General features: G+C 67.8%; 20 protein-coding genes. 8 read left to right on the top strand and 12 right to left on the bottom strand.

What is annotated here, in order from left to right; all coding sequences use genetic code 11:
* Positions 1-65: 65 nt before the first annotated feature.
* Positions 66-716 carry a TetR/AcrR family transcriptional regulator gene (locus H0264_RS24035; RefSeq protein ID WP_181579637.1) on the bottom strand — a complete coding sequence of 217 codons (651 nt, stop codon included), beginning with the start codon at positions 714-716 and terminating at the stop codon, positions 66-68.
* A gap of 186 nt (positions 717-902) precedes the next feature.
* On the opposite strand from H0264_RS24035, the gene H0264_RS24040 reads away from it, so the two are divergent.
* A complete protein-coding gene (locus tag H0264_RS24040; RefSeq protein ID WP_181579638.1) occupies positions 903-2,048 on the top strand; it encodes an esterase/lipase family protein in 1,146 nt (381 codons plus the stop codon).
* A gap of 47 nt (positions 2,049-2,095) precedes the next feature.
* Positions 2,096-3,010 carry an NAD-dependent epimerase/dehydratase family protein gene (locus H0264_RS24045; protein ID WP_181579639.1) on the top strand — a complete coding sequence of 305 codons (915 nt, stop codon included), beginning with the start codon at positions 2,096-2,098 and terminating at the stop codon, positions 3,008-3,010.
* Positions 3,011-3,020: 10 nt separating this feature from the next.
* Here the strand turns inward: H0264_RS24045 and H0264_RS24050 are convergent, their stop codons facing one another.
* Positions 3,021-3,473, bottom strand: a complete 453-nt coding sequence (locus H0264_RS24050) for an SRPBCC domain-containing protein (RefSeq protein ID WP_181579640.1) — start codon at positions 3,471-3,473, stop codon at positions 3,021-3,023.
* A 156-nt stretch (positions 3,474-3,629) separates the two neighbouring features.
* On the opposite strand from H0264_RS24050, the gene H0264_RS24055 reads away from it, so the two are divergent.
* Entirely contained in the window at positions 3,630-4,223 is a 594-nt protein-coding gene (locus tag H0264_RS24055) for a TetR/AcrR family transcriptional regulator (protein ID WP_181579641.1), read from the top strand.
* Positions 4,224-4,296: 73 nt separating this feature from the next.
* On the opposite strand, the gene H0264_RS24060 is transcribed toward H0264_RS24055, so the two are convergent.
* The gene (locus H0264_RS24060) at positions 4,297-5,517 is read right to left on the bottom strand and encodes a helix-turn-helix domain-containing protein (protein ID WP_244975926.1); all 1,221 of its coding nucleotides are present in this window, start codon (positions 5,515-5,517) and stop codon (positions 4,297-4,299) included.
* Positions 5,518-5,680: 163 nt separating this feature from the next.
* Here H0264_RS24060 and H0264_RS24065 point away from each other — a divergent pair, with 163 nt between their 5' ends.
* Positions 5,681-6,010, top strand: a complete 330-nt coding sequence (locus H0264_RS24065; RefSeq protein ID WP_181579642.1) for a hypothetical protein — start codon at positions 5,681-5,683, stop codon at positions 6,008-6,010.
* Positions 6,011-6,063: 53 nt separating this feature from the next.
* Positions 6,064-6,921, top strand: coding sequence for an SMP-30/gluconolactonase/LRE family protein (locus tag H0264_RS24070; protein WP_181579643.1), 858 nt, complete (start codon positions 6,064-6,066; stop codon positions 6,919-6,921).
* A 5-nt stretch (positions 6,922-6,926) separates the two neighbouring features.
* On the opposite strand, the gene H0264_RS24075 is transcribed toward H0264_RS24070, so the two are convergent.
* On the bottom strand, positions 6,927-7,754 hold the full coding sequence (locus tag H0264_RS24075) for an alpha/beta fold hydrolase (protein WP_181579644.1): 828 nt from the start codon (positions 7,752-7,754) through the stop codon (positions 6,927-6,929).
* Between the two features lie 317 nt (positions 7,755-8,071).
* Here H0264_RS24075 and H0264_RS24080 point away from each other — a divergent pair, with 317 nt between their 5' ends.
* The gene (locus H0264_RS24080) at positions 8,072-8,383 is read left to right on the top strand and encodes a DUF6907 domain-containing protein (RefSeq protein ID WP_181579645.1); all 312 of its coding nucleotides are present in this window, start codon (positions 8,072-8,074) and stop codon (positions 8,381-8,383) included.
* A gap of 246 nt (positions 8,384-8,629) precedes the next feature.
* Positions 8,630-9,463 (top strand): NAD(P)H-binding protein, encoded by an 834-nt coding sequence (locus H0264_RS24085; protein WP_181579646.1) that lies wholly within the window; start codon positions 8,630-8,632, stop codon positions 9,461-9,463.
* On the opposite strand, the gene H0264_RS24090 is transcribed toward H0264_RS24085, so the two are convergent.
* The 4 genes from H0264_RS24090 to H0264_RS24105 form a co-directional block, all read right to left on the bottom strand.
* Positions 9,418-10,617, bottom strand: a complete 1,200-nt coding sequence (locus tag H0264_RS24090) for a DUF418 domain-containing protein (RefSeq protein WP_181579647.1) — start codon at positions 10,615-10,617, stop codon at positions 9,418-9,420. The genes H0264_RS24085 and H0264_RS24090 overlap by 46 nt on opposite strands.
* Before the next feature lie 246 nt (positions 10,618-10,863).
* The gene (locus tag H0264_RS24095; protein WP_181579648.1) at positions 10,864-11,148 is read right to left on the bottom strand and encodes a hypothetical protein; all 285 of its coding nucleotides are present in this window, start codon (positions 11,146-11,148) and stop codon (positions 10,864-10,866) included.
* A gap of 5 nt (positions 11,149-11,153) precedes the next feature.
* Complete coding sequence (locus H0264_RS24100; protein ID WP_220139829.1) at positions 11,154-11,804, bottom strand: hypothetical protein; 651 nt, start codon at positions 11,802-11,804, stop codon at positions 11,154-11,156.
* 17 nt (positions 11,805-11,821) lie between these two features.
* Positions 11,822-12,040: a hypothetical protein gene (locus H0264_RS24105; protein WP_181579650.1), complete on the bottom strand. Its 219-nt coding sequence runs from the start codon at positions 12,038-12,040 to the stop codon at positions 11,822-11,824.
* 76 nt (positions 12,041-12,116) lie between these two features.
* Here H0264_RS24105 and H0264_RS24110 point away from each other — a divergent pair, with 76 nt between their 5' ends.
* Positions 12,117-12,737 carry an alpha/beta hydrolase gene (locus H0264_RS24110; protein ID WP_181579651.1) on the top strand — a complete coding sequence of 207 codons (621 nt, stop codon included), beginning with the start codon at positions 12,117-12,119 and terminating at the stop codon, positions 12,735-12,737.
* Positions 12,738-12,740: 3 nt separating this feature from the next.
* On the opposite strand, the gene narI is transcribed toward H0264_RS24110, so the two are convergent.
* From narI to H0264_RS24130, 4 genes are read right to left on the bottom strand one after another with little or no spacing between them, the layout of a single operon-like run.
* On the bottom strand, positions 12,741-13,472 hold the full coding sequence (gene narI / locus H0264_RS24115) for a respiratory nitrate reductase subunit gamma (protein ID WP_420832107.1): 732 nt from the start codon (positions 13,470-13,472) through the stop codon (positions 12,741-12,743).
* An 8-nt stretch (positions 13,473-13,480) separates the two neighbouring features.
* On the bottom strand, positions 13,481-14,137 hold the full coding sequence (gene narJ, locus H0264_RS24120; RefSeq protein ID WP_181579653.1) for a nitrate reductase molybdenum cofactor assembly chaperone: 657 nt from the start codon (positions 14,135-14,137) through the stop codon (positions 13,481-13,483).
* Positions 14,134-15,798, bottom strand: coding sequence for a nitrate reductase subunit beta (narH, locus tag H0264_RS24125; RefSeq protein WP_181579654.1), 1,665 nt, complete (start codon positions 15,796-15,798; stop codon positions 14,134-14,136). Before narH ends, narJ begins: the two co-directional genes overlap by 4 nt.
* Complete coding sequence (locus H0264_RS24130) at positions 15,795-19,481, bottom strand: nitrate reductase subunit alpha (protein ID WP_220139830.1); 3,687 nt, start codon at positions 19,479-19,481, stop codon at positions 15,795-15,797. Before H0264_RS24130 ends, narH begins: the two co-directional genes overlap by 4 nt.
* Positions 19,482-19,519: the final 38 nt, after the last annotated feature.

The raw sequence follows: 19,519 nt of genomic DNA on the forward strand, positions 1-19,519 counted from the left end.
GACAGGCCCGTCGTGACACACGACGGGCCTGTTCGCTGTCCGCGGGACAGCGCGGGATTGTGGCGTCAGGGTCGGGCGGTCGCGGCGGCGTATCTGGCTTCCAGACCGTCGAGCAGGGCCGTCAGGCCGGTGTCGAAAGCTGTTCGGGCGATGGCGGATTCGCGGTCGGCGAGCAGGTGGGCCTGGTTGAGGTGGGGGTAGTCGGCGGCGTAGACGGTGGTGTCGGCGGGGAAACCGGCGGCGAAGGAGCCCAGGGCCGAGCCGGTGATGAAGTAGCGCATGAGGATTGCCACCGAGGTGGCCTGGGGGCGGGGCCAGCCGGCGGCCAGGAGGCCGCCGTAGACGGCGTCGGCCATGCGCAGGGCGTGCGGGCGGCGGCCGGGGCCGCTGGCCAGGGCGGGGACCACATTGGGGTGGGCGGTGATGACGTCGCGATAGGCGTGGGCCCAGCGGTCCAGGGCGGTGCGCCAGTCGCGGTTGCCGGGGCCCAGGGCGTCGAACATGGCGGTGTCGACCTTGCTGAGGACGGTGTCGACGACGGCGTCGATGAGTTCGTCCTTGGTGCCGACGTGGTTGTAGAGCGAGGGGCCCTGTACGCCCAGGACGGTGGCCAGGCGGCGAGTGGAGACCGCGGTCAGCCCTTCGGCGTCGATGAGTTCGAGGGCGGCGGCGATGATGCGGTCACGGCTCAGGAGCGGGCGGCGGGGCCGGGCCACAGAATCGATCCTCTCGATCAGTGCTGGGTCACAAAAACCTTGCAGCGCTAGTTTAGCCGTCTTACGCTCGACCGGAAAACTTGCACTGCTAGTTTTTGCAGGTCGCCGCGCTCCGGCAGCAAATCCGCACCGCCACAAGGTGATTCGAGAATCGCGCGCGGGCGGCCACGAGACGAAAGGCTGTCCATGAAGGTCACCAAGCACAGCGCAGCGCTGCTGGCCACCACCGTCGCGGCGATCACGGCACTGACGATGGCATTCGGCGGCGTCGCCGCGGCCACGCCCGCCGAGATCCCGCCCACCGCACAGGGGCTCGCCGACGCCATCACCGCCGGGCTGAACCCGCTGCCCGGCGGTCGGCGCGCGACCGCGATCGTGGACACCGGCAGCAGTTCGGGCTCCGCCGGCGTCAGCCACGCCTCGGCCGCGGTCGGCGAAGGTCCCGAGCAGGATGCGTTCCTGGCCGCCTTCGGCTACAGCCTGCTGCACCCCGACGCCGCCCCGCCCGGCGCCAACCGCTGGGACTGCAAACCCTCCGCGACGCACCCGGAACCGGTGGTGCTCGTGCACGGCACCTGGCTCAATGCCTACGACACCTTCGCGTATCTGTCCCCGCAGCTGGCCAAGGCCGGATACTGCGTGTTCACCTTCAACTTCGGGCGCTCGAATCTGTTGCAGGGCGGCGGCATCGGCTCGATCATGCCCGGCGTCTACGGCGTCGGACCGATGGAGGACTCCGCGGCGCAGCTCGCCGATTTCGTCGACCAGGTGCGCACCGCCACCGGCGTGGCGAAGGTCGACGTGGTCGCCCACTCCCAGGGCGGGCCGGTCGCCCGCCAGTACCTGAAATTCAACGGCGGCGCCGAAAAGGTCGACCAGCTGGTCACTTTCGGCGCCACCCATCACGGCACCTCGCTGCTGGGCTTCGCCACCATCGGCCGCATCATGACCAATATCGGACTGGACATCCTCGGCTTCTATCAGCCGATCATCGGCCCCGCCAATATCCAGCAGGTCGTCGGAAGCTCCTTCTATGCCAAGCTCAATGCCGACGGCGACACCCTGCCCGGCATCCGCTACACCGCCATCGCCACCACCCACGACGAAGTCTCCAACCCCTACGAGTGGACCTTCCTCACCGCCGGGCCCGACGCCACCGTCGACAACATCACCGTGCAGGCCGGTTGCGAACAGGACATCTCCGACCACCTGACGCTCATGTACTCCCCGCGCGCGACCGCGCTGGCACTGCAGGCCCTGGACCCCGCCACGCCGCGCACCATCCCGTGCACCTTCAACCCCTGGTTCTTCGGCGGCGGCGGACACCTCTGACCGGGACGCCCGCTCGAGCCGAAATGCCCACCTGCGAGGATCGACGCGTGCGCGTTCTCGTCACCGGTGCGGCCGGATACCTCGGGCGGGCGGTCGTGTCCGCGCTGGCCGCCGAACACGAGCCGATTGCCCTGGTGCACAGGCCCGCCGAACCCATCGCGGGCGCGGCGGAGATCCACGTCGCCGATCTGCTCGACCCGGCGGCACTGCGGCGCGCGATGACCGGCGTGCAGGCGGTGTGCCATCTGGCGGGCCTGGGCAACGCCCGCCAATCACTCGCGCACCCGCTGGCCTACTTCCGGGTCAATACCGCGGGCACGACGGCCCTGCTCGAAGCCATGGCTGCCGAACGCGTCGAACACCTCGTCTTCGCCTCCACCGCAGCCATTTACGCCACGACCGAGCACACGCCGCTCGACGAATCCGCGCCCGATGATCCCGCCAACCCGTACGCGAGCAGCAAACTGGCCGCCGAATGGGCGATCGAAGCCCAGGCCCGCACCGGCGCACTCGCGGCAACCGTGCTGCGGCTGATGAACCTCACCGGCGGTCACGACCCCAACCCCACCCGCCTGATTCCCCGCGCCCTCGCCGCCGCGGCGGGCGCCGGCGCACTGGCGATCAACGGCGACGGCACCGCCCGACGCGACTATCTGCACGTGGACGACGCGGCCCAAGCCGTCATCGCCGCCCTGCACCCTGCGCCCGCACCCGGCACCGCCCGCCGCTACAACATCGGCAGTGGCTGCGGGACAAGCATTCTCGACATCGTCGCAGCCGCCGAGCGAGTAACCGGCCGCCCGGTCCCGCTGACATACCGGCCCGCCGCGCCCGAACCCGCGGTCCTGATCGCCGATCCCGGCAAGGCCAAGGCCGAACTCGGCTGGGCACCACGCTATTCGGACATCGACGCCCTGATGCGCGAAACCTGGTCGAGGATGATTCAGAACCCCTCGGTGTGATCTACCGGTCTCAGCGGTTGGCCTGCAGCCGCACCATGCGTTCGGCGCGCTGCTTGAGCGCCACGTTCAACCGCGCGAAAGCCGTGCCGGAGTTGGTGATCGCCTCACGCGTGCACCACACGAACAGTCCCGAGAAGCGGGCGCTGTGCTCGAGGCGGGTGCGCCGGCCGGGCAGCGGGGTGAGGGCGAAACGGTGTTCGCTGTCGAACAGGCCCGGCAGCAGCAGGCGATTGAGCCAGCGCAGTTCGCGGCAGGGGTCGGCGGTGAGGACCTCGGGTTCGAAGGTCAATTCCTTGCCGTGGACGGGCACCATGCGCAGTTTCAACCGGGAGCCGGCGCGCAGATCGCCGAAGGCTTCGACGATGAAGGGGTTCCACCGCGGGTACTGATCGAGGTCGGTGAGGACCTGCCAGACGTAGTCGGGAGACGCGTCGATCTCGATCCAGGTGCTGATCTCACGCATTGGGGGACTTCAACTTTCGAGGAGGGGGTGTGCGATGCGGTGAGGCCATCGCCTGCCCACCCCGGCCAATAAAACGAGACGCGCGTCTCGTTTGTCCGAGTATGCGCCGCTCATACCCACTTGTCAAAACGCAACGTCTCGTTCTTAGAATGACTCATGCCGACGCATTCCACGCCGAAACCGCGTACTGCCCGCTCCCGCAAGGAGATTCTGGACGCGGCCTTCGAACTGGCGATGGCCCACGGCTACGCGAAACTCACCATGGAGGGTGTCGCCGCGCGCGCCCGCGTCGGAAAGCAGACCATCTACCGCTGGTGGCCCTCGAAAGCCGCACTGGCCCTGGATGTCCTCAACGACCGGATCGGCGCGACCACCGACTTCCCCGACACCGGTGATATCGCCGCCGACCTCACCACCCAGATCACCGCCGTCGCCAACCTGTTCAACAGCCCGATGGCGCCGATCTTCCGGGGAGTCATCGCCGATGCCCAATCCGATCTCCGTGTCGCCGAAGCCGTCGCCGCCACCTTCCTCGGCCCCCGCGCCGATGCCTGCGCCACCCGCCTGGACCGCGCCGTCGCCGCAGGCCAGATCCGCGACGACATCCCCACCGCCGACATGGTCGAACTGCTCTACGGCCCGCTCTACTACCGAGTCCTGCTGCGCGGCCTGACCCTGACCACCGACCACGCCATCACCGCCCTGCACTCGGTCCTGGAAGGGCTGGCCCGCAAACCGAATCCGGCCTGAGCGCACACAAATCGCGCTCACAGCGTCGAAATGGCGGATTCGGCGTCGATAGTGTGCGCTCAGGCCGGATCGGCTACAGGCTGATGCCGAGCCAGCGGGCGAACGCGCCGAGACTGTCGGTGCGGCGGCGTTCGGCGGCGGCGATGGCATAGAGAGTCTCGCGGACGGTGGGGTGCAGGCGAGTCTGCTGGGGGGCGGTGCGGCGGGCCAGGGTCAGGGCGCGCAGGGCCTGGTCGGGGTGGCCGGCCAGGACCCAGGCGCGGGCATTGTCCTGCCAGTGGTGGCCGGCGCGGGGCGGGGCGATATCGGGTGGCAGCAGCAGGGTCGCGCCGTCGCGGGCCGCCCTGCCGGGGTCGCCCGCTTCGAGTTCGACGGCGCAGGAATGGATTTCGACATTGCCGGGACCGAACAGGGTGCCGTAGAGGTCGGATTCGCGGGGCATGGGCGCGGCGAGGTCGCGGGCCTCGGTGATGTGGGTGCGCGCCAAGTCGAGGTTGCGGGCGCGGGCGGCGACGATGGCGGCGCGCAGATGGCCGTAACCGCGCAGGACGCACTCGGATTCGCTGTCCCCGCGAATCAGGGCCAGGCCCTGCTCGACCAGTGCCATGGCGACCTCGGTGGAGCCGTGCGTCATGAGCAGCCGGGCCCGCTTCATCAGACTGCGCACCGCGAACAGCGGGTCCTGGGTGTGCGCGGCCGCCCAGTCGAGGCGGTCGAGTACCAGCGCGGTCAGCGAGGTGTATCCCAGTCGCCCGCACGCCCCTTCGGCCACGATGTAGGCCGCGCAGAGCATAGTGAACGCCTGCTCACGCTCGCGGTCGTCGCGGGCCGCCTCCAGCGTGCCGTGCAGTTGCCGGATCAGGATGGGCAGCAGGGCCAGTGCGTGCCGGGTGCGGTCGCCACGCAAGGCCGTCTCGATATCGGAGAGGTCGCTGCGCAGCCGGGCCGGCTCGGGCGGGTCGAGCGCGCGCACGAACGCGCCTTCGGCCAGCACCGCCCGCAGATCGGTCAGTCCCTCGAGCGGGCCGTCCTCCTCGAGCGTCGCGTAATACGGCGTGCCCATGAGATATTCGGGCTCGACCCCCAGTGCCCGCGCGGCCGCGGCCACGAATCCGGGTGAGGCGGGCTCGCGTCCCTGCTCGACCGCGCGCACCATGCTCGCGCTGTATCCCGCCCGATTGGCGAGCTGAGTCTGGGTCAGGCCCGCCAACTTTCGTTCGGCACTGATCCGTTCGCCCACACTCACAAACGCCATGGTGAAGCCTCGATCCGGGCGGGCTGCGGCTGCTCCCACGCATCGAGCGTATCGGCAATCGGTGCGGCCCGCGCGGGAAACCGGGCTTGCCGCAGGCTTACTGGCACCGAACTGTCACTCCAGCCGCACTCATTGTGTGAGGCTCTATACCCGCTGAGTTCGTCCCTGGTTCGCGGTCACCCCGTCAGGAGAGCTACCACGTATGCGACCACAACCGGCCGCCATCGGATTCCTCCGCCACGACATCTCCGGAGCGCAGCAGCAGTGGGATCAGGTGCAGATCCAGCAGCTGGCCCAGCGCCTGGGCTACGACCTGTGCAAGACACTGGTTTTCGGCCCCGACACCGACCGGCTGATCCAGCGGGTGCGGACCACGGTGTCGCGGCTGGAGGCGGACGCGGTGATCACCCCGAGTCTCGCGCATTTCGGCGGGGAGGTGCCCGAGGAACTGGTGCGGGTGGCCGACCTGATCACGGTGAGTCCCGAGAACACCTACGCGCGCTGGCTGATTCCGCCGGTCGACGGGCGATGAATTCCGCGCCGCCGCCCCGTCTGCACTGACGACTCGACATTCGGAGGTGCAGCATGCCCGCGAACTCTGCCATCCAGCCGACGGTGCTGATCGAGGGCCTGGCGCTCGGTGAATCACCGCGCTGGCATGAGGGGCGACTGTGGCTCGCGGATTGGCCGGCGGGTGAGGTGCTCACCGTCGAGGCCGACGGCACCAGAACGGTCCAATTGCGCATGGAGGGCATGCCTTTCTGCTTCGACTGGCTGCCCGACGGACGCCTGCTGATCCTGTCCAACAGCGACGGCCGCAGACTACTGCGCCGCGAACCCGACGGCACGCTGGGAACCCACGCCGACCTCACCGCCCTGTCGGACCACCCGTGGAACGAGATCGTGGTCGACGCGCACGGCAACGCCTACCTCAACAGCATCGGCTTCGACATGATGTCCGGCGAACCGCCCCGCCCCGGCCTGCTCGCCCTGGTCACCCCCGATGGCGCCGCCCGCACCGTGGCCACGGGCCTGCACTTCCCCAACGGCATGGCCATCACCCCCGACGGCAGCACCGTGATCGTCGCCGAATCCCACGCGAAACGCGTGAGCGCCTTCCCCATCCGGCCCGACGGCACTCTCGGCCCCCAGCGCCTCTGGGCCGAGGTCGACGGCTACCCGGACGGTATCTGCGTCGACGCCGAGGGTGCGGTCTGGACCGCCGCCATGGAACGCTGTGTGCGCGTGCACGAGGGCGGCGAGGTCACCGCCGAGGTCGTCCTGGATCGCAGCCCCTTCGCCTGCATGCTCGGCGGCCCCGACGGCACCACGCTGTTCATCGTGGCAGCGGAATGGACCGGCGCCGAAGGGATGTCGGCGACCCGGCGCACGGGCCAGGTTCTCACCGCCCGCGCCCCGGCACCCCACGCTGGTCGCCCCTAGGCGGTTCAGCTGTCCTGCAACACTTCCCGCAGTTTCTTGGCGAACGCGTCGGGCTGCTCCATGAACCCGCCGTGCCCGCCGGGGAACAGCACCGGCTCGATGCCGAGCAGAGTGCCCAGCCGGCGGGAGGTGCGGTCGCACAGCTGCCCGGCCGATTCGTCGCCGATGCCGATCACGATCTCGGTCGGCACCTGGCGTAGGCGTTCGGTGTCGGGCACCCATTTCGTGGTGGGACCGAACTCGTGCAGGAAGAAGCGCCGATCCGATTCCAGTGCGCGCGCGTCGCGTTCGCCGCCGAACATCTCCTGCAGCATCGGCTCGGGCAGGTGCAGTTTCGCGATGGCGAAGAACTGTTTGAACGCGCCGAGGGTGTCACCGGCCTGATAGGTGGCGATCATCTGCGCGCCGGCGGCGTGGATGGCCGCACTGTCGTCGAGCAGTTCCGACAGCGGCGGCTCGTGCGCGATGAGCGTGGAGACCAGCTCGGGCCGCGACTGGGTGAGCGCGAGCGCGGTCACCGCACCGCCACTGGAGCCCAGCACCACCGCGGGCCCGGCGTCGACATGGGTGATCAGCCGGGCGAGATCGTCGGCGCGCGACTCCGGCGTCGAATCCTGGTCGGGGTCATCGAGTTCGCTGCGGGCCTGGCCGCGCGGATCGGCGGTCAGCACCGTGTACTCCGCGGCCAGCAGATCGGCCACCGGCGCGAACGGCCCCGAATCCATGGGCGAACCCACCAACGCGAGCAGTGGGCCGCTACCTCGCACTTCGTAGTAGAGACGGGCGTCGGGCACGGTCAGGATGCCGGAGGTGACGGGTGCGGTCGAGGTCATTGCTTCTCCCAGCGAGCAGGCGACGTGGTCACCGTTATAGACGGTACGGCCGTCAGAAAATCACCGTCGCGGATCGACCGGATTCGGCCCGCCTCGACCGTTTGTTCCGGAGTGGCCGCACGCGCTGTCGCACCGCGGCGCCGTTACCCGGCCACGTTCGAGACAAACCCGGGCAGGTGCTACAAACTGGATCGGCGAGTCGGATTGTTTCTGTTGCGCGCGTAGGGAGTACCGTCCATACCGGGTGGTCCGATCCAACTGCAGGGACGCGGCGGACCGCCTCGACGCACTATCCACGATCGAGGAGCAACACCCCGGTGAGCACCACCTACACACCGCCCAGCGCGCCCCCACGTCCCTGCCCGCCCTGGTGCGTGGAAGACCACGCACCGGACGAGCCGGACAGTCGCTGGTCGCATTACGGCAGCCGGATTCCGGTCGCCCTGTCGCTGGAACATTCCGATGCGACGATATTCCTCTACGGCGCAGACGCTTTCGACAACGATGTGCCACGCGACCATGACATCACCATCACCAGCAAAGGCTGGAGCGTGACCCTGAGTCCCGCCGAAGCCCGCGACCTCGGTGCACTGCTGACCGCCATGGCCGCCAACGCGGAGGAAGCCTGACCCCGTCCGATCCCCACCGCCGGTACATCCTGTGCCGGCGGTGCTTCACTCCCCGCCGCCGTCCCGGCCCGGCATCGCCTGCGCCGCGGCTCTTTCCCTCCGCCGCGCCGCCCGCCGGACCACCCGCGCCCGCAGCTTTGTGATCTTGAACAGATCGGCGGCAAATCCGTTCTCCCCATTGCGTTCTGGTGTATTCCTGGACGCGGGACGCCCGGCGTGCGGGCGAGATCGACGAGGGGATGGCCCATGATTCTCGTGACGGGCGCGACCGGCAATGTCGGTGCGGAACTGGTGCACACACTCGCCGGAGCCGAACCGGTCCAGGCCCTGGTCCGAGATCCGCACACCGTCGTGCCACCGGGTGTGCAGGCCGTCACCGCGGATCTGACCGCGCCGCAAACACTCTCCTTCGACGGCGTGCGCGCGCTGTTCCTGCTGCCCGGCTATCCGGGCGTCGCCACCGCCGCGGCCGCGGCCGGTGTCGAGCACATCGTGCAACTCTCGGGCGTCTCGGCGGCCACCGGCGACACCACCAATGCGATCACCCGCTACATGCTGGCCTCCGAACGCGAGGTCATCGAATCCGGAGCGGCCTGGACGATCCTGCGGCCCAGCGCCTTCGACTCCAACGCGCTGCGCTGGCGGCCGCAACTACGCGACGGCGACACCGTGCGCGCGCCGTTCCCGACCGTGGCCACCGCCTGCCTGGACCCCTACGACCTGGCCGCGGTCGCGGCGGCCGCGTTCCGGGAGGAAGCGCTGCGTGGGGAAATCCTGTGGCCCACCGGCCCCGAAGCGCTGCGCCCCGCCCAGCAGGTCGCCATTCTCGGCGAGATCCTCGGCCGGGCCCTGCACTGTGAGGAACTCACCGACGCGCAGGCGCGCGCGGACCTGTTGCGCAACACGCCCGTCGAATACGTGGACGCCTTCTTCGACTTCTATGTCGAGGGAGCCATCGACGAATCGGTGGTGCGCGCCACCGTCGAGGAGGTCACCGGCCGGGCGCCACGCACCTTCGCCCAGTGGGCCACTGTTCACGCCGACGATTTCCGCGACCGCCAGGCCGGCACCGACAGATAGGTGGCCGCGCGCAGCACCCACTCGATCGGGCCGTAGGCGAAACGGCCCATCCACCACGCACTCCACCACAGCTGCACGGCGAAGGTCGCCACCGCCAGCACCACGACCACCGCCGGCGGCACCCGATCCGCCAGCGCCGCACCGTATCCCGTGTACAACAGCATGAAGATCACCGACTGGGCGAGGTAATTCGACGCCGCCATCCGCCCGGCCGGGGCCAAACGGGCCATCGCGGCGGCGAAACGCGAGCGCGTCAACCCTACGACAGCGGCCACATAGCCCAGCGTGAGCAGCGGATTCACCAGCTGCTGCAGGCCCGTCCAATACCAGGGCAGCGCACCGTGCGCCGTCCACACCACGATGGTCACCAGCGACACGGGAAGTCCCACACCGAATCCCAGCCACAGCGCCCGCGGCGTCCACCGGCGCAGCAGTTCCTCGTCCTCGAACACGCGACGCTTGCCGGCCGCCATACCGATCAGGAACATGCCCATGCTCGGAATGCCCTGCCCGACCCAGATGAAGATCATGAACAGCGGGCCCAGCCACAGCTGCGTGCTCAGCGTGTCGCCGAAACCGCCGGTCATTCCGGCGTGGATGCGCGGCATGTCGAACAACTCGCCCAGTCCCACGAACCCGCCCTTGCCGGGAATGAACGCCAGTGCCGAGAACAGCACATACAGCGTGACCCCCGTAATCAGCGCGGTGCGCGGCCGAATCTTGCGCAGCAGCACCAGAATTACGCACAGCGCGGCATAGAGCGTGAGAATGTCGCCGATCCACAGCAGCAGCACATGCGCCAGCCCGATCAGGAACAGCGCGCCACTGCGCCGCAGCAATCGCGGCACCGGCGCGGCCCCCGCCCGCTGCGCCGCGGCGATCTGCAGGGTGAACGAATACCCGAACAGGAACGCGAACAGCAGATAGAACTTGCCCAGGAACAACCCCTCGAGCACCGCGTACACGAACCGATCCAGACCGCCGTCATAGCGCAGCGCCAGTGTGTCGCCGCTGCCGGTGAACGAGAACAGCAGTGTCCCGACAAGGGTATTGGTGATCAGAATCCCGAACAGCGCGAACCCGCGCACAATATCGATCTCACCGATGCGCCGCCCGGCGGCAACCGGAACCGGCGACCCGGCCTGCGTGGACATACCGCCACGCTAGATCCCGCACCCATGTGCCCACATCCACCGTCAGCAGGCACTTCGACGGAACCTCAGCGGTATTGACAGTGCTACCCGGGTCGGACCCGCAGACCATCCCGGGGTGATTGCATTCGCTGCATAGGCGCAGTCGGCGTACAGAATCCATGCTCACCATGGCTTTTCCGAGCTCCCCGGAGGACTTCTGTCCAGCGGACGGTTTCGAGTTCGGGCCGGCGTGCCTGCTCGATGGGGTCAGTCGTGCGGCTCGTGGGCCGCGGTGAGTAGTCGCGCCAGTTCGTCGCCGTGGCCGGTTCTTTCGGCCGCTTCGGTGACGGCGGTGAGCTTGTCCGCGTTCCAGATGTCGAGGTCGGCCATACGACGGAGGTTGTCGGCGGACATGGCGGCGGCCATCGGCATCAGTTCTGCCCAGGCGTTTTCGCGGTGACAGGAATCGACGAGATGGGTCAGGACGTGCGGGCCCATCTCTGCCACGGCGTCGGCGACGCGGCCGAGGGTCTCGGTGGTGAGGAACTGCATGAATGTCAGGCCTCGGCGAAGCGGTCGTGGGTGTGCATCGCCTGCACGATCTCGCGGATGAGGGGGTCGGGTAGGCCGGCCAGCACCACTTCGAAGCGGTCCGCGACGGTGTCCAGCTCGGCGTTGAAGGCCACCATCAGCAGGTCCTCGCCGGTGTCGATGTGCGGGATCACGTCGAGCAGCTGTTGATCGGTGGCCGCGACCAGGAAGCGCGCCAGGGTGACATAGTCCTTGCGCGCCATCATTTCCCGCATGACCGGGATCAGCACGGCACTGTCGAATTCCCGCACGATGGGTCCGGCCGCATCCGCGTCCACGTGCACCGACACCTCCGCGAGGAAGTTCACGTCCACATGGCCGATCAATGCCGCGGCGCGTTCCGGGCTCAGTGAGGTGGCGATCATTCCGCACAGCATCGGGCCGTAGAACCGAGTGGCAATGGCCACCGCCAGCGAATTGGGTACCAGCGCACTGACCTTCGCCACCCGATCGAACATGGGCCGGTGCCGCGCATCCAGCGCGTGATGCATTCCCCGTCGAACCCGCCGGATGGCCGACGCATCACCATCGAGCAGAAACGCCAGCTCCTCCACCGAGGTATGCAACTCGCGGGCGAGCTTCACCACCTCGGCCCGTGCCGCCAAATCGGTCACCATCGCCCCCCGGGAAATCGTCAGGAAAAGAGCATTCGCCGCACTGCCGGGCGCACCAGCCGAGGCACCATGGTCAATCCGCCATCGATCGCCTCGTCCAATTCCCGCTGCCGGGTCTCTTGCGCGCGTTCGAACGCCTGCCGCAGCACCCGGTACTGATCCTCGTCCAGCTCCCCCAGCGCTTCGAGCTCGCCCCGAGCCACCCCGCTGAGCGCACTCAACCGCTCAATCTCGGACATACCGCCCACGCTATCCGAAACCACCTCGCAGAAAAGGCGATTCAGTCTTCGCGATGTCCGGTTAAGGTGACATCCCATGGCGGAACCGCCGCACACGCACCTTTTCCGTCCGGGGACCGGCACCACCACACCGCCGTTCGTCCTGCTGCACGGTTCCGACGGCACCGAATCGGACCTGCTGCCCTTCGCCGACGCCTTGGCGCCGGACGCATCGACACTCGCTGTCCGCGGCGCAGTGGCCCTGCCCGGCGGATACGCCTTCTTCCATCGCTTCCCGGATCGCCGGCTCGACGAGACCGATATCGCGGCCAGGGCGCCGAGACTGGCGAGTTTCATCGAAACATCCTGCGCCGCTCACAACCTCGCCCAGCGGCCGATCGCGATCGGCTTCTCCAACGGCGCCATCATGGCCGCCGCCCTACTGATGACCCGGCCGAGTCTGCTCTCCGGAGCGATCCTGCTCCGCCCCCTGTCCCCCTTCACAGACGATCCCGCCTTTCGTCTGGACGGGACACCGGTCCTGATCATCGACGGTGAAAAAGACAGCCGTAGATCGCCCGGAGACGGTCTACGGCTGGCCGAACGGCTGCGTCCCGCAGGAGCCTTGCTCACCCATCATGTTCTGCCCGGCGGGCATTCGATCACCGACGGCGACCGTGACATCGCGCGGGAATGGCCTGCGGGCACACGGTTTTGACGGCTACTGCACGCGTTCCCAGCCGCGCGGCGGCTTGTGCGCACCGGGACCTGCCACGGCGCGCGAGCGGTAGACGATGTAGGGGCGGGTGAGATACCAGACGGGGGCGGAGAAGACGTGCACCAGACGGCTGAAGGGCCAGAAGGCGAACAGGGCGCAGGCAGCCAGGGCGTGCAGCTGGAAGAGCAAGGGCGCGGTGGTCATCAGCTCCGGCTTGGGGTGGAAGTAGAAGATGGAGCGCAGCCAGGGGCCGATGTCCGCACGGTAGTTGTGCGGGTGGCCGGTGATATTGCCGTAGAGGGTGGCGGTGAGACCCAGCGCCAGGGTCACGCCCAGCAGGACGTACATGATCTTGTCGTTGCGGGTGGTCGCGGAGAAGACCGACCCCACGCTGCGGCGACGGTAGATCAGGATGAGCAGACCCACGACGGTGGCGACGCCGGCCGGAGCGCCCATGCCGAAAGACACCGCGTGATAGGTGCTCTCGCTGATCCCGATGGCGTCGGTCCAGGACTCGGGAATGGCCAGGCCCAGCACATGTCCCAGGAAGACGAAGATGATGCCGTAGTGGAACAGCGGGCTGCCCAGGCGCAACAGCCGGTTCTCGTAGATCTGCGAGGAGCGGGTGGTCCAGCCGAACTTGTCGTAGCGGTAGCGCCAGATCAGGCCGACGACGAAGGCGGCCAGGGCGGCGTACGGGATCGCCACCCACAGCAGGATTTCCGAGGTGCTCACCGTCTGTGTCATCGTCGGCCTCCTGCGACTGTCGGCATTCCCAGGTCCGCGGGCATGTAGGTGGGTGGGGCGAACGGTTCCAGGCCCACGCCCTCGTCGGGTGGGCCGGCGGCGACGAGTTTCGCGATGGCGGCCTGCTCGTCACCGCGCAGCGGCGGCAGCGTGGCCGACACCGACTCGAGCACACCGGTCCACGCAGAACCGGCCTCGCGCAACGCCAGTCGCATGACCTCGAGTCCGGCCCGATGCTCGATCAGCAACCGCTGTCCCGGCCCGGGATGCGCGGACGCGAATTCCAGGACCACCGCGAGGTGGTCGGGCAGCTCACCCTCGTCGAGCAGCAGGCCGTGATCGCGATACACCTGCTTGAACCGCAGCAGCGCCATGCCCCGCTTGCGGGTGTCCCCGTGCGCGAACCAGGTGAGATACGGGCTGAACCGCTTGCGATGATCGAAGGTGTCCACGAATTCGGTGGCCAGCGCGAGCGGTTCACCGGTTTCGAGGTGGATCAGCAGCGGCTGCAACGGTGCACCGAGTGCATCCGGTAGCGCGGCGGCCGAACGGCGCAGCAGCGGAAGCCAACCCAGCAGGTCGGCATCCGGATAGCTGAGCAGCAGCGACTGCACCTGCCAGGCGGTACTGCGCTGGGTGTCGGTCAGTTTCATTTGCGATGCTTCCCGCCGTTGCGTTCGGGCATGAGCCCCTCGGTCGTGCCGCGCCCGTCCCAGTTGAGCAGGTTCACCCGCCCGCCGCCCTTGACCGAGGAGCTCGAATCGGCGGTCTGACGGTTCTGCAGCATGCGGAAGTTCTCCACCGCCACCGGTGTCGGCGCGCCCGAGGTCTCACCGAACGGCCCCCAGCCGCCCATGCCCGGCCCGCCGTCGTAGTCGAGGCTGCAGTCGGTGGCCAGCTCCTCGAGCCCGTGCGCCTGCTCGGTGTGCGCGGGCGGAATCACATAGCGCTCATCGTATTTGGCCAGCGCCAGCAGCCGATACATCTCGTAGACGTCCTCCTCGGACATCCCGACCCGGGCCGCGATCTCGGGCTGGGTGTCACGGCCCATATTGATATCGCGCATATAGCTGCGCATGGCGGCCAGCTTGCGCAGGACATCGTTGACCGGCCCGGTGTCCCCGGCGGTGAACAGTTCCGCCAGGTATTCGACCGGAATCCGCAGCGCCTCGATGGCGGCGAACAGGTTCCCGTGATCCTCCGCGTCGTGCCCGGTGTCGCGCAGCGCGTCCACCACCGGCGACAGCGGCGGGATGTACCAGACCATGGGAACAGTCCGGTATTCCGGATGCAGCGGCAACGCCACCCGATACTTGTTGATCAGCGCGTACACCGGAGAGTTCTGCGCCGCCTCGATCCAGTCCCGCGGAATCCCGGCCTTCTCACATTCGGCGATGACCGCCGGATCGAACGGGTCCAGGAACGAATCCCGCTGCGCCGCATACAGATCCTTATCATCGGGCGTCGCGGCGACCGCGGCCACCGCGTCGGCGTCATAGAGCATGACCCCGATGTAGCGCAGCCGCCCCACACAGGTCTCCGCGCACACCGTCGGCAGCCCGACCTCCATGCGCGGGAAGCAGAACGTGCATTTCTCGGCCTTGCCGGTCCGATGATTGAAATAGATCTTCTTGTACGGGCAGCCCGACACGCACATGCGCCAGCCCCGGCACTTGTCCTGATCGACCAGCACGATCCCGTCCTCGGTGCGCTTGTAGATCGCCCCCGACGGGCACGAGGCCATGCACGCCGGATTCAGGCAGTGCTCACAGATGCGCGGCAGATAGAACATGAACGTCCGGTCGAATTCGAACTTCACCTTGTCCCCGACCTGCTTCAGCAGCGGATCGTGCTGCGCCAGTTCGGGTGCGCCCGCCAGATTGTCGTCCCAGTTGGCCGACCAGGTGATCTTCGTGTCCTCACCGGTGATCAGCGATTTGGGCCGCGCCACGGGCGTGTGCTGCTGCAGCGGTGCGGTGGTGAGCGTCTCGTAGTCGTAGGTCCACGGCTCGTAGTAGTCCGACAGTTCCGGCAGGATCGGATTGTCGAAGATGGTGAACAGCTTGCGATAACGCCCGCCGCCCTTGAGTTTCAACCGCCCCTTGCGATCGAGGGTCCATCCGCCCTTCCACTTCGACTGATCCTCATACGTGCGCGGATAGCCTTGTCCGGGACGGGTTTCCACATTGTTGAACCACACGTACTCGACTCCGGCCCGATTGGTCCAGGTCTGTTTGCAGGTCACCGAGCAGGTGTGGCAGCCGATGCACTTGTCGAGGTTCATCACCATCGCCAGCTGCGCCATGGGTTTCATCGGTACTGCACCTCCTGGCTGCGACGGCGGATGACCGTCACTTCGTCACGCTGATTGCCTGTCGGGCCGAGATAGTTGAACGCGAACGACAATTGGGCGTAACCGCCGATGAGATGCGTCGGCTTGATGAGCAGCCGGGTCAGCGAATTGTGCATGCCGCCGCGCTTGCCGGAAGTCTCCGACAGCGGGACGTCGATGAGCCGGTCCTGGGCGTGATACATGTACACCGTGCCCTCGGGCATGCGATGGGTGACCACCGCGCGCGCCACCACCACGCCATTGCGATTGACCGCCTCGATCCAATCGTTGTCGGCGATACCGAGTTTCGCGGCATCGATATTCGACATCCAGATGTTGGGCCCGCCACGCGAGAGGCTGAGCATGAACAGGTTGTCCTGGTATTCGGAATGGATCGACCATTTGTTGTGCGGGGTCAGATACCGCAGCGTGAGCCCTTGCGCGCCTTCGGAACCCAGCACGGGTTCGGCGAACAGCGCCGTCATGTTCAGCGGCGGCCGGTAGATCGGCAGCTGCTCGCCGACCTCGGCCATCCAGTCGTGATCGAGATAGAAGTGCTGGCGGCCGGTGAGGGTGTGCCAGGGTTTGTGCCGTTCGACATTCACCACGAACGCCGAGTAGCGACGACCACCGGTCTCCGAACCCGACCATTCCGGTGAGGTGATCACCGGCTGCGGCTGCGCCTGAGTGTCGGCGAAATGGATCTGCTTGCCCTCGTACTCGGCCGCCAGATCCGCAAGCTGTGTGCCCGTGCGCTTTTCGAGGGTCTTGAAGCCCTGCGTCGCCAGATGCCCGTTGGTGGTGCCCGAGAGCGCCAGAATCGCCTCGCAGGCATCGATATCGCGTTTGAGCGAGGGCCGCCCGTCGGCCGGTCCGCCGTGCACGACGCCATTGGCCGCCTTGAGATACTCGATCTCGCGGCCCACCTCGAAGGTGATGCCCTTGGTGGTCGCGCCCAGCGTGTCCAGCAGCGGCCCCAGAGCGCGCATCTTGGCCGACACCGCGGTGTAGTCGCGTTCCACCACCGTCAGCCGCGGCATGGTCACGCCCGGAATCGGCTCGCACTCACCGGCTTTCCAATCCCGCACCACGCCGTGCGGAGTCGCCATCTGATCGGGGGTGTCGTGCAGCAGCGGGGTCGCCACCAGATCCTTGCGCACATTCAGATGCCCGCGCGCCAGCTTGGAGAACACCTCGCCGATGGTCATGAACGCGTCCCAGTCGGTGCGGGTCTGCCACGGCGGCGAGATCGCCGGGGAGAACGAGTGCACGAAGGGATGCATGTCGGTGGAGGACAGATCGTGCTTCTCGTACCAGGTGGCCGCGGGCAGCACCACATCGGAGAACATGGTGGTGCTGGTCATGCGGAAATCCAGGGTGAGCAGCAGATCCAGTTTCCCGGTCGGGGCCTCCTCGCGCCAGACGACGTCGCGGGGCCGCTGATCGGCGGGGGCTTCCTCGGCGCGCAGTGAATTGTCCGCGCCCAGCAGGTGTTTGAGAATGTACTCGTTGCCCTTGCCGGAGGAGCCCAGCAGGTTGGAGCGCCAGATGGTCAGCGTGCGCGGGAAGTTGCGCGGGTTGTCGGGGTCCTCGCAGGCGAACCGCAACTGACCCGACTTCAACTGCGACACGATGTGATCGGCCGGGGCGACGCCTTCGGCCTCGGCCTCGTCGACCAGATCGAGGGGATTGCGGTCGAAGGTCGGGAACGAGGGCATCCAGCCCATGCGCGCCGACTGCGCCAGCAGATCCGCGGTGGACTTGCCCGCGAACGACCCGGATCCCGTTGTCGTAGTGAGGGTGTCGGCACTGAACGGGTCGTAGCGGAACTGATCGGTGTGCAGATACCAGTAGGCGGTCTGGATCATCTGCCGCGGCGGACGCGTCCAGTCCAGGGCATTGGCCACCTGCGCCCAGCCCGTCACCGGCCGGCACTTCTCCTGCCCGACGTAGTGCGCCCAGCCGCCGCCGTTCACGCCCTGACAGCCGGTGAGCGTCGTCAACGCCAGAAACGCCCGATAGATGGTGTCGGAGTGGAACCAGTGGTTGGTGCCCGCACCCATGATGATCATGGACCGGCCGTTGGATTCCTCTGCGTTGGCGGCGAATTCGCGTCCGATGCGCGCCGCCATGGCCGCCGGAACACCGGTGATGGTCTCCTGCCAGGCCGGTGTTCCCGGCTGCGTCGCATCCTCGTAGCCGCTGGGCCACTGCCCCGGCAGGCCCGGCCGCTCCACGCCGTACTGCGCCAGCAGCAGATCGAATACCGTGGTCACCAGATGCCCGCCGATGGTGCGCGCCGGCACCCCGCGCACGATCTCCGCGGCCGCGCCGTCGCCGGTGTCGAAGCGCGTCAGCCGCACCGCGACCGCGCCCTGCTCACCCATGCTCAGCAGCGGCTCGACCCCGTCGAGCAGCAGATTCCATTTGCCCGCGCCTGCTTCGCCGTAGCGGAAACCCAGAGATCCGTTGGGCACCACCGGCTTTCCGTCCGAACCCAGCAGCACGGTCTTGAACTGTGCGTTCGGTTCACTCGCGTATTCGGGCAGATCGGCGGCGGTGAGGAACTTGCCCGGCCGGAATCCGTCCTCGCCCTTCTCCAGTCGCACCAGGAACGGCAGATCGGTGTACTTGCGCGCGTACTCCTGGAAGTACGGCACCTGCCGCTGCACGAAGAACTCACGCAGAATCACATGCCCCATGGCCATGGCCAGTGCGCCGTCGGTGCCCGGATGCGGCGACACCCACTCGTCAGCGAACTTCACGCTATCGGCGTAGTCGGGGGCGACGGAGATGACCTTCTGCCCGCGATAGCGCGCCTCGGTCATCCAGTGCGCGTCCGGCGTGCGCGTCACCGGCACGTTCGAGCCCCACATGATGAGGTACCCGGCATCCCACCAGTCCCCGGATTCGGGCACATCGGTCTGATCGCCGAACACCTGCGGGGAGGCCACCGGCAGATCGGCGTAGAAGTCGTAGAACGACAGCATCGCCCCGCCCAGCAGCGAGATGAACCGCGACCCGGCCGCGAAGGACGCCATCGACATGGCCGGAATCGGCGAGAACCCCGCCACCCGGTCGGGCCCGTAGGTCTTGATGGTGTGCACGTGCGCCGCCGCGACGAGCTCGACCGCCTCGTCCCAGCTGGCCCGCACCAGCCCGCCGCGCCCGCGCACGCTCTTGTAGCGGCGCGCCCGCTCCGGGTCGGACACGATCGATTCCCACGCCCGCACCGGATCTCCGGTGCGCGCCTTGGCCTCTCGATACATCTCCAGCAGCACCCCGCGCACATACGGATACCGCACCCGGGTCGGCGAATAGGTGTACCAGGAGAACGCCGCCCCGCGCGGGCAGCCGCGCGGCTCGTAATCGGGGCGGTCCGGGCCCGGCGAGGGATAGTCGGTGGCCTGGTTCTCCCAGGTGATGATGCCGTCCTTGACGAACACCTTCCACGAGCACGATCCGGTGCAGTTGACCCCGTGCGTGGACCGCACCACCTTGTCGTGCGCCCACCGGTCCCGGTAGAAGTCGTCGGATTGCCGTCCGCCGCGCAGGTATTCGCTGCGCAGATCCGGCGAGATCTCGGCCCGGGTGAAGAATCGCCTGCTGCGGATCAATGCCTCGGTGAGCTCACCATCGATCCTGGTGCCGTTGCCTCGCGCCATCAACCCCACCTTCCGATGTGATCGGCGCGGCATGCGTG

The organism is Nocardia huaxiensis (genome assembly GCF_013744875.1).
Classification (GTDB): domain Bacteria; phylum Actinomycetota; class Actinomycetes; order Mycobacteriales; family Mycobacteriaceae; genus Nocardia; species Nocardia huaxiensis.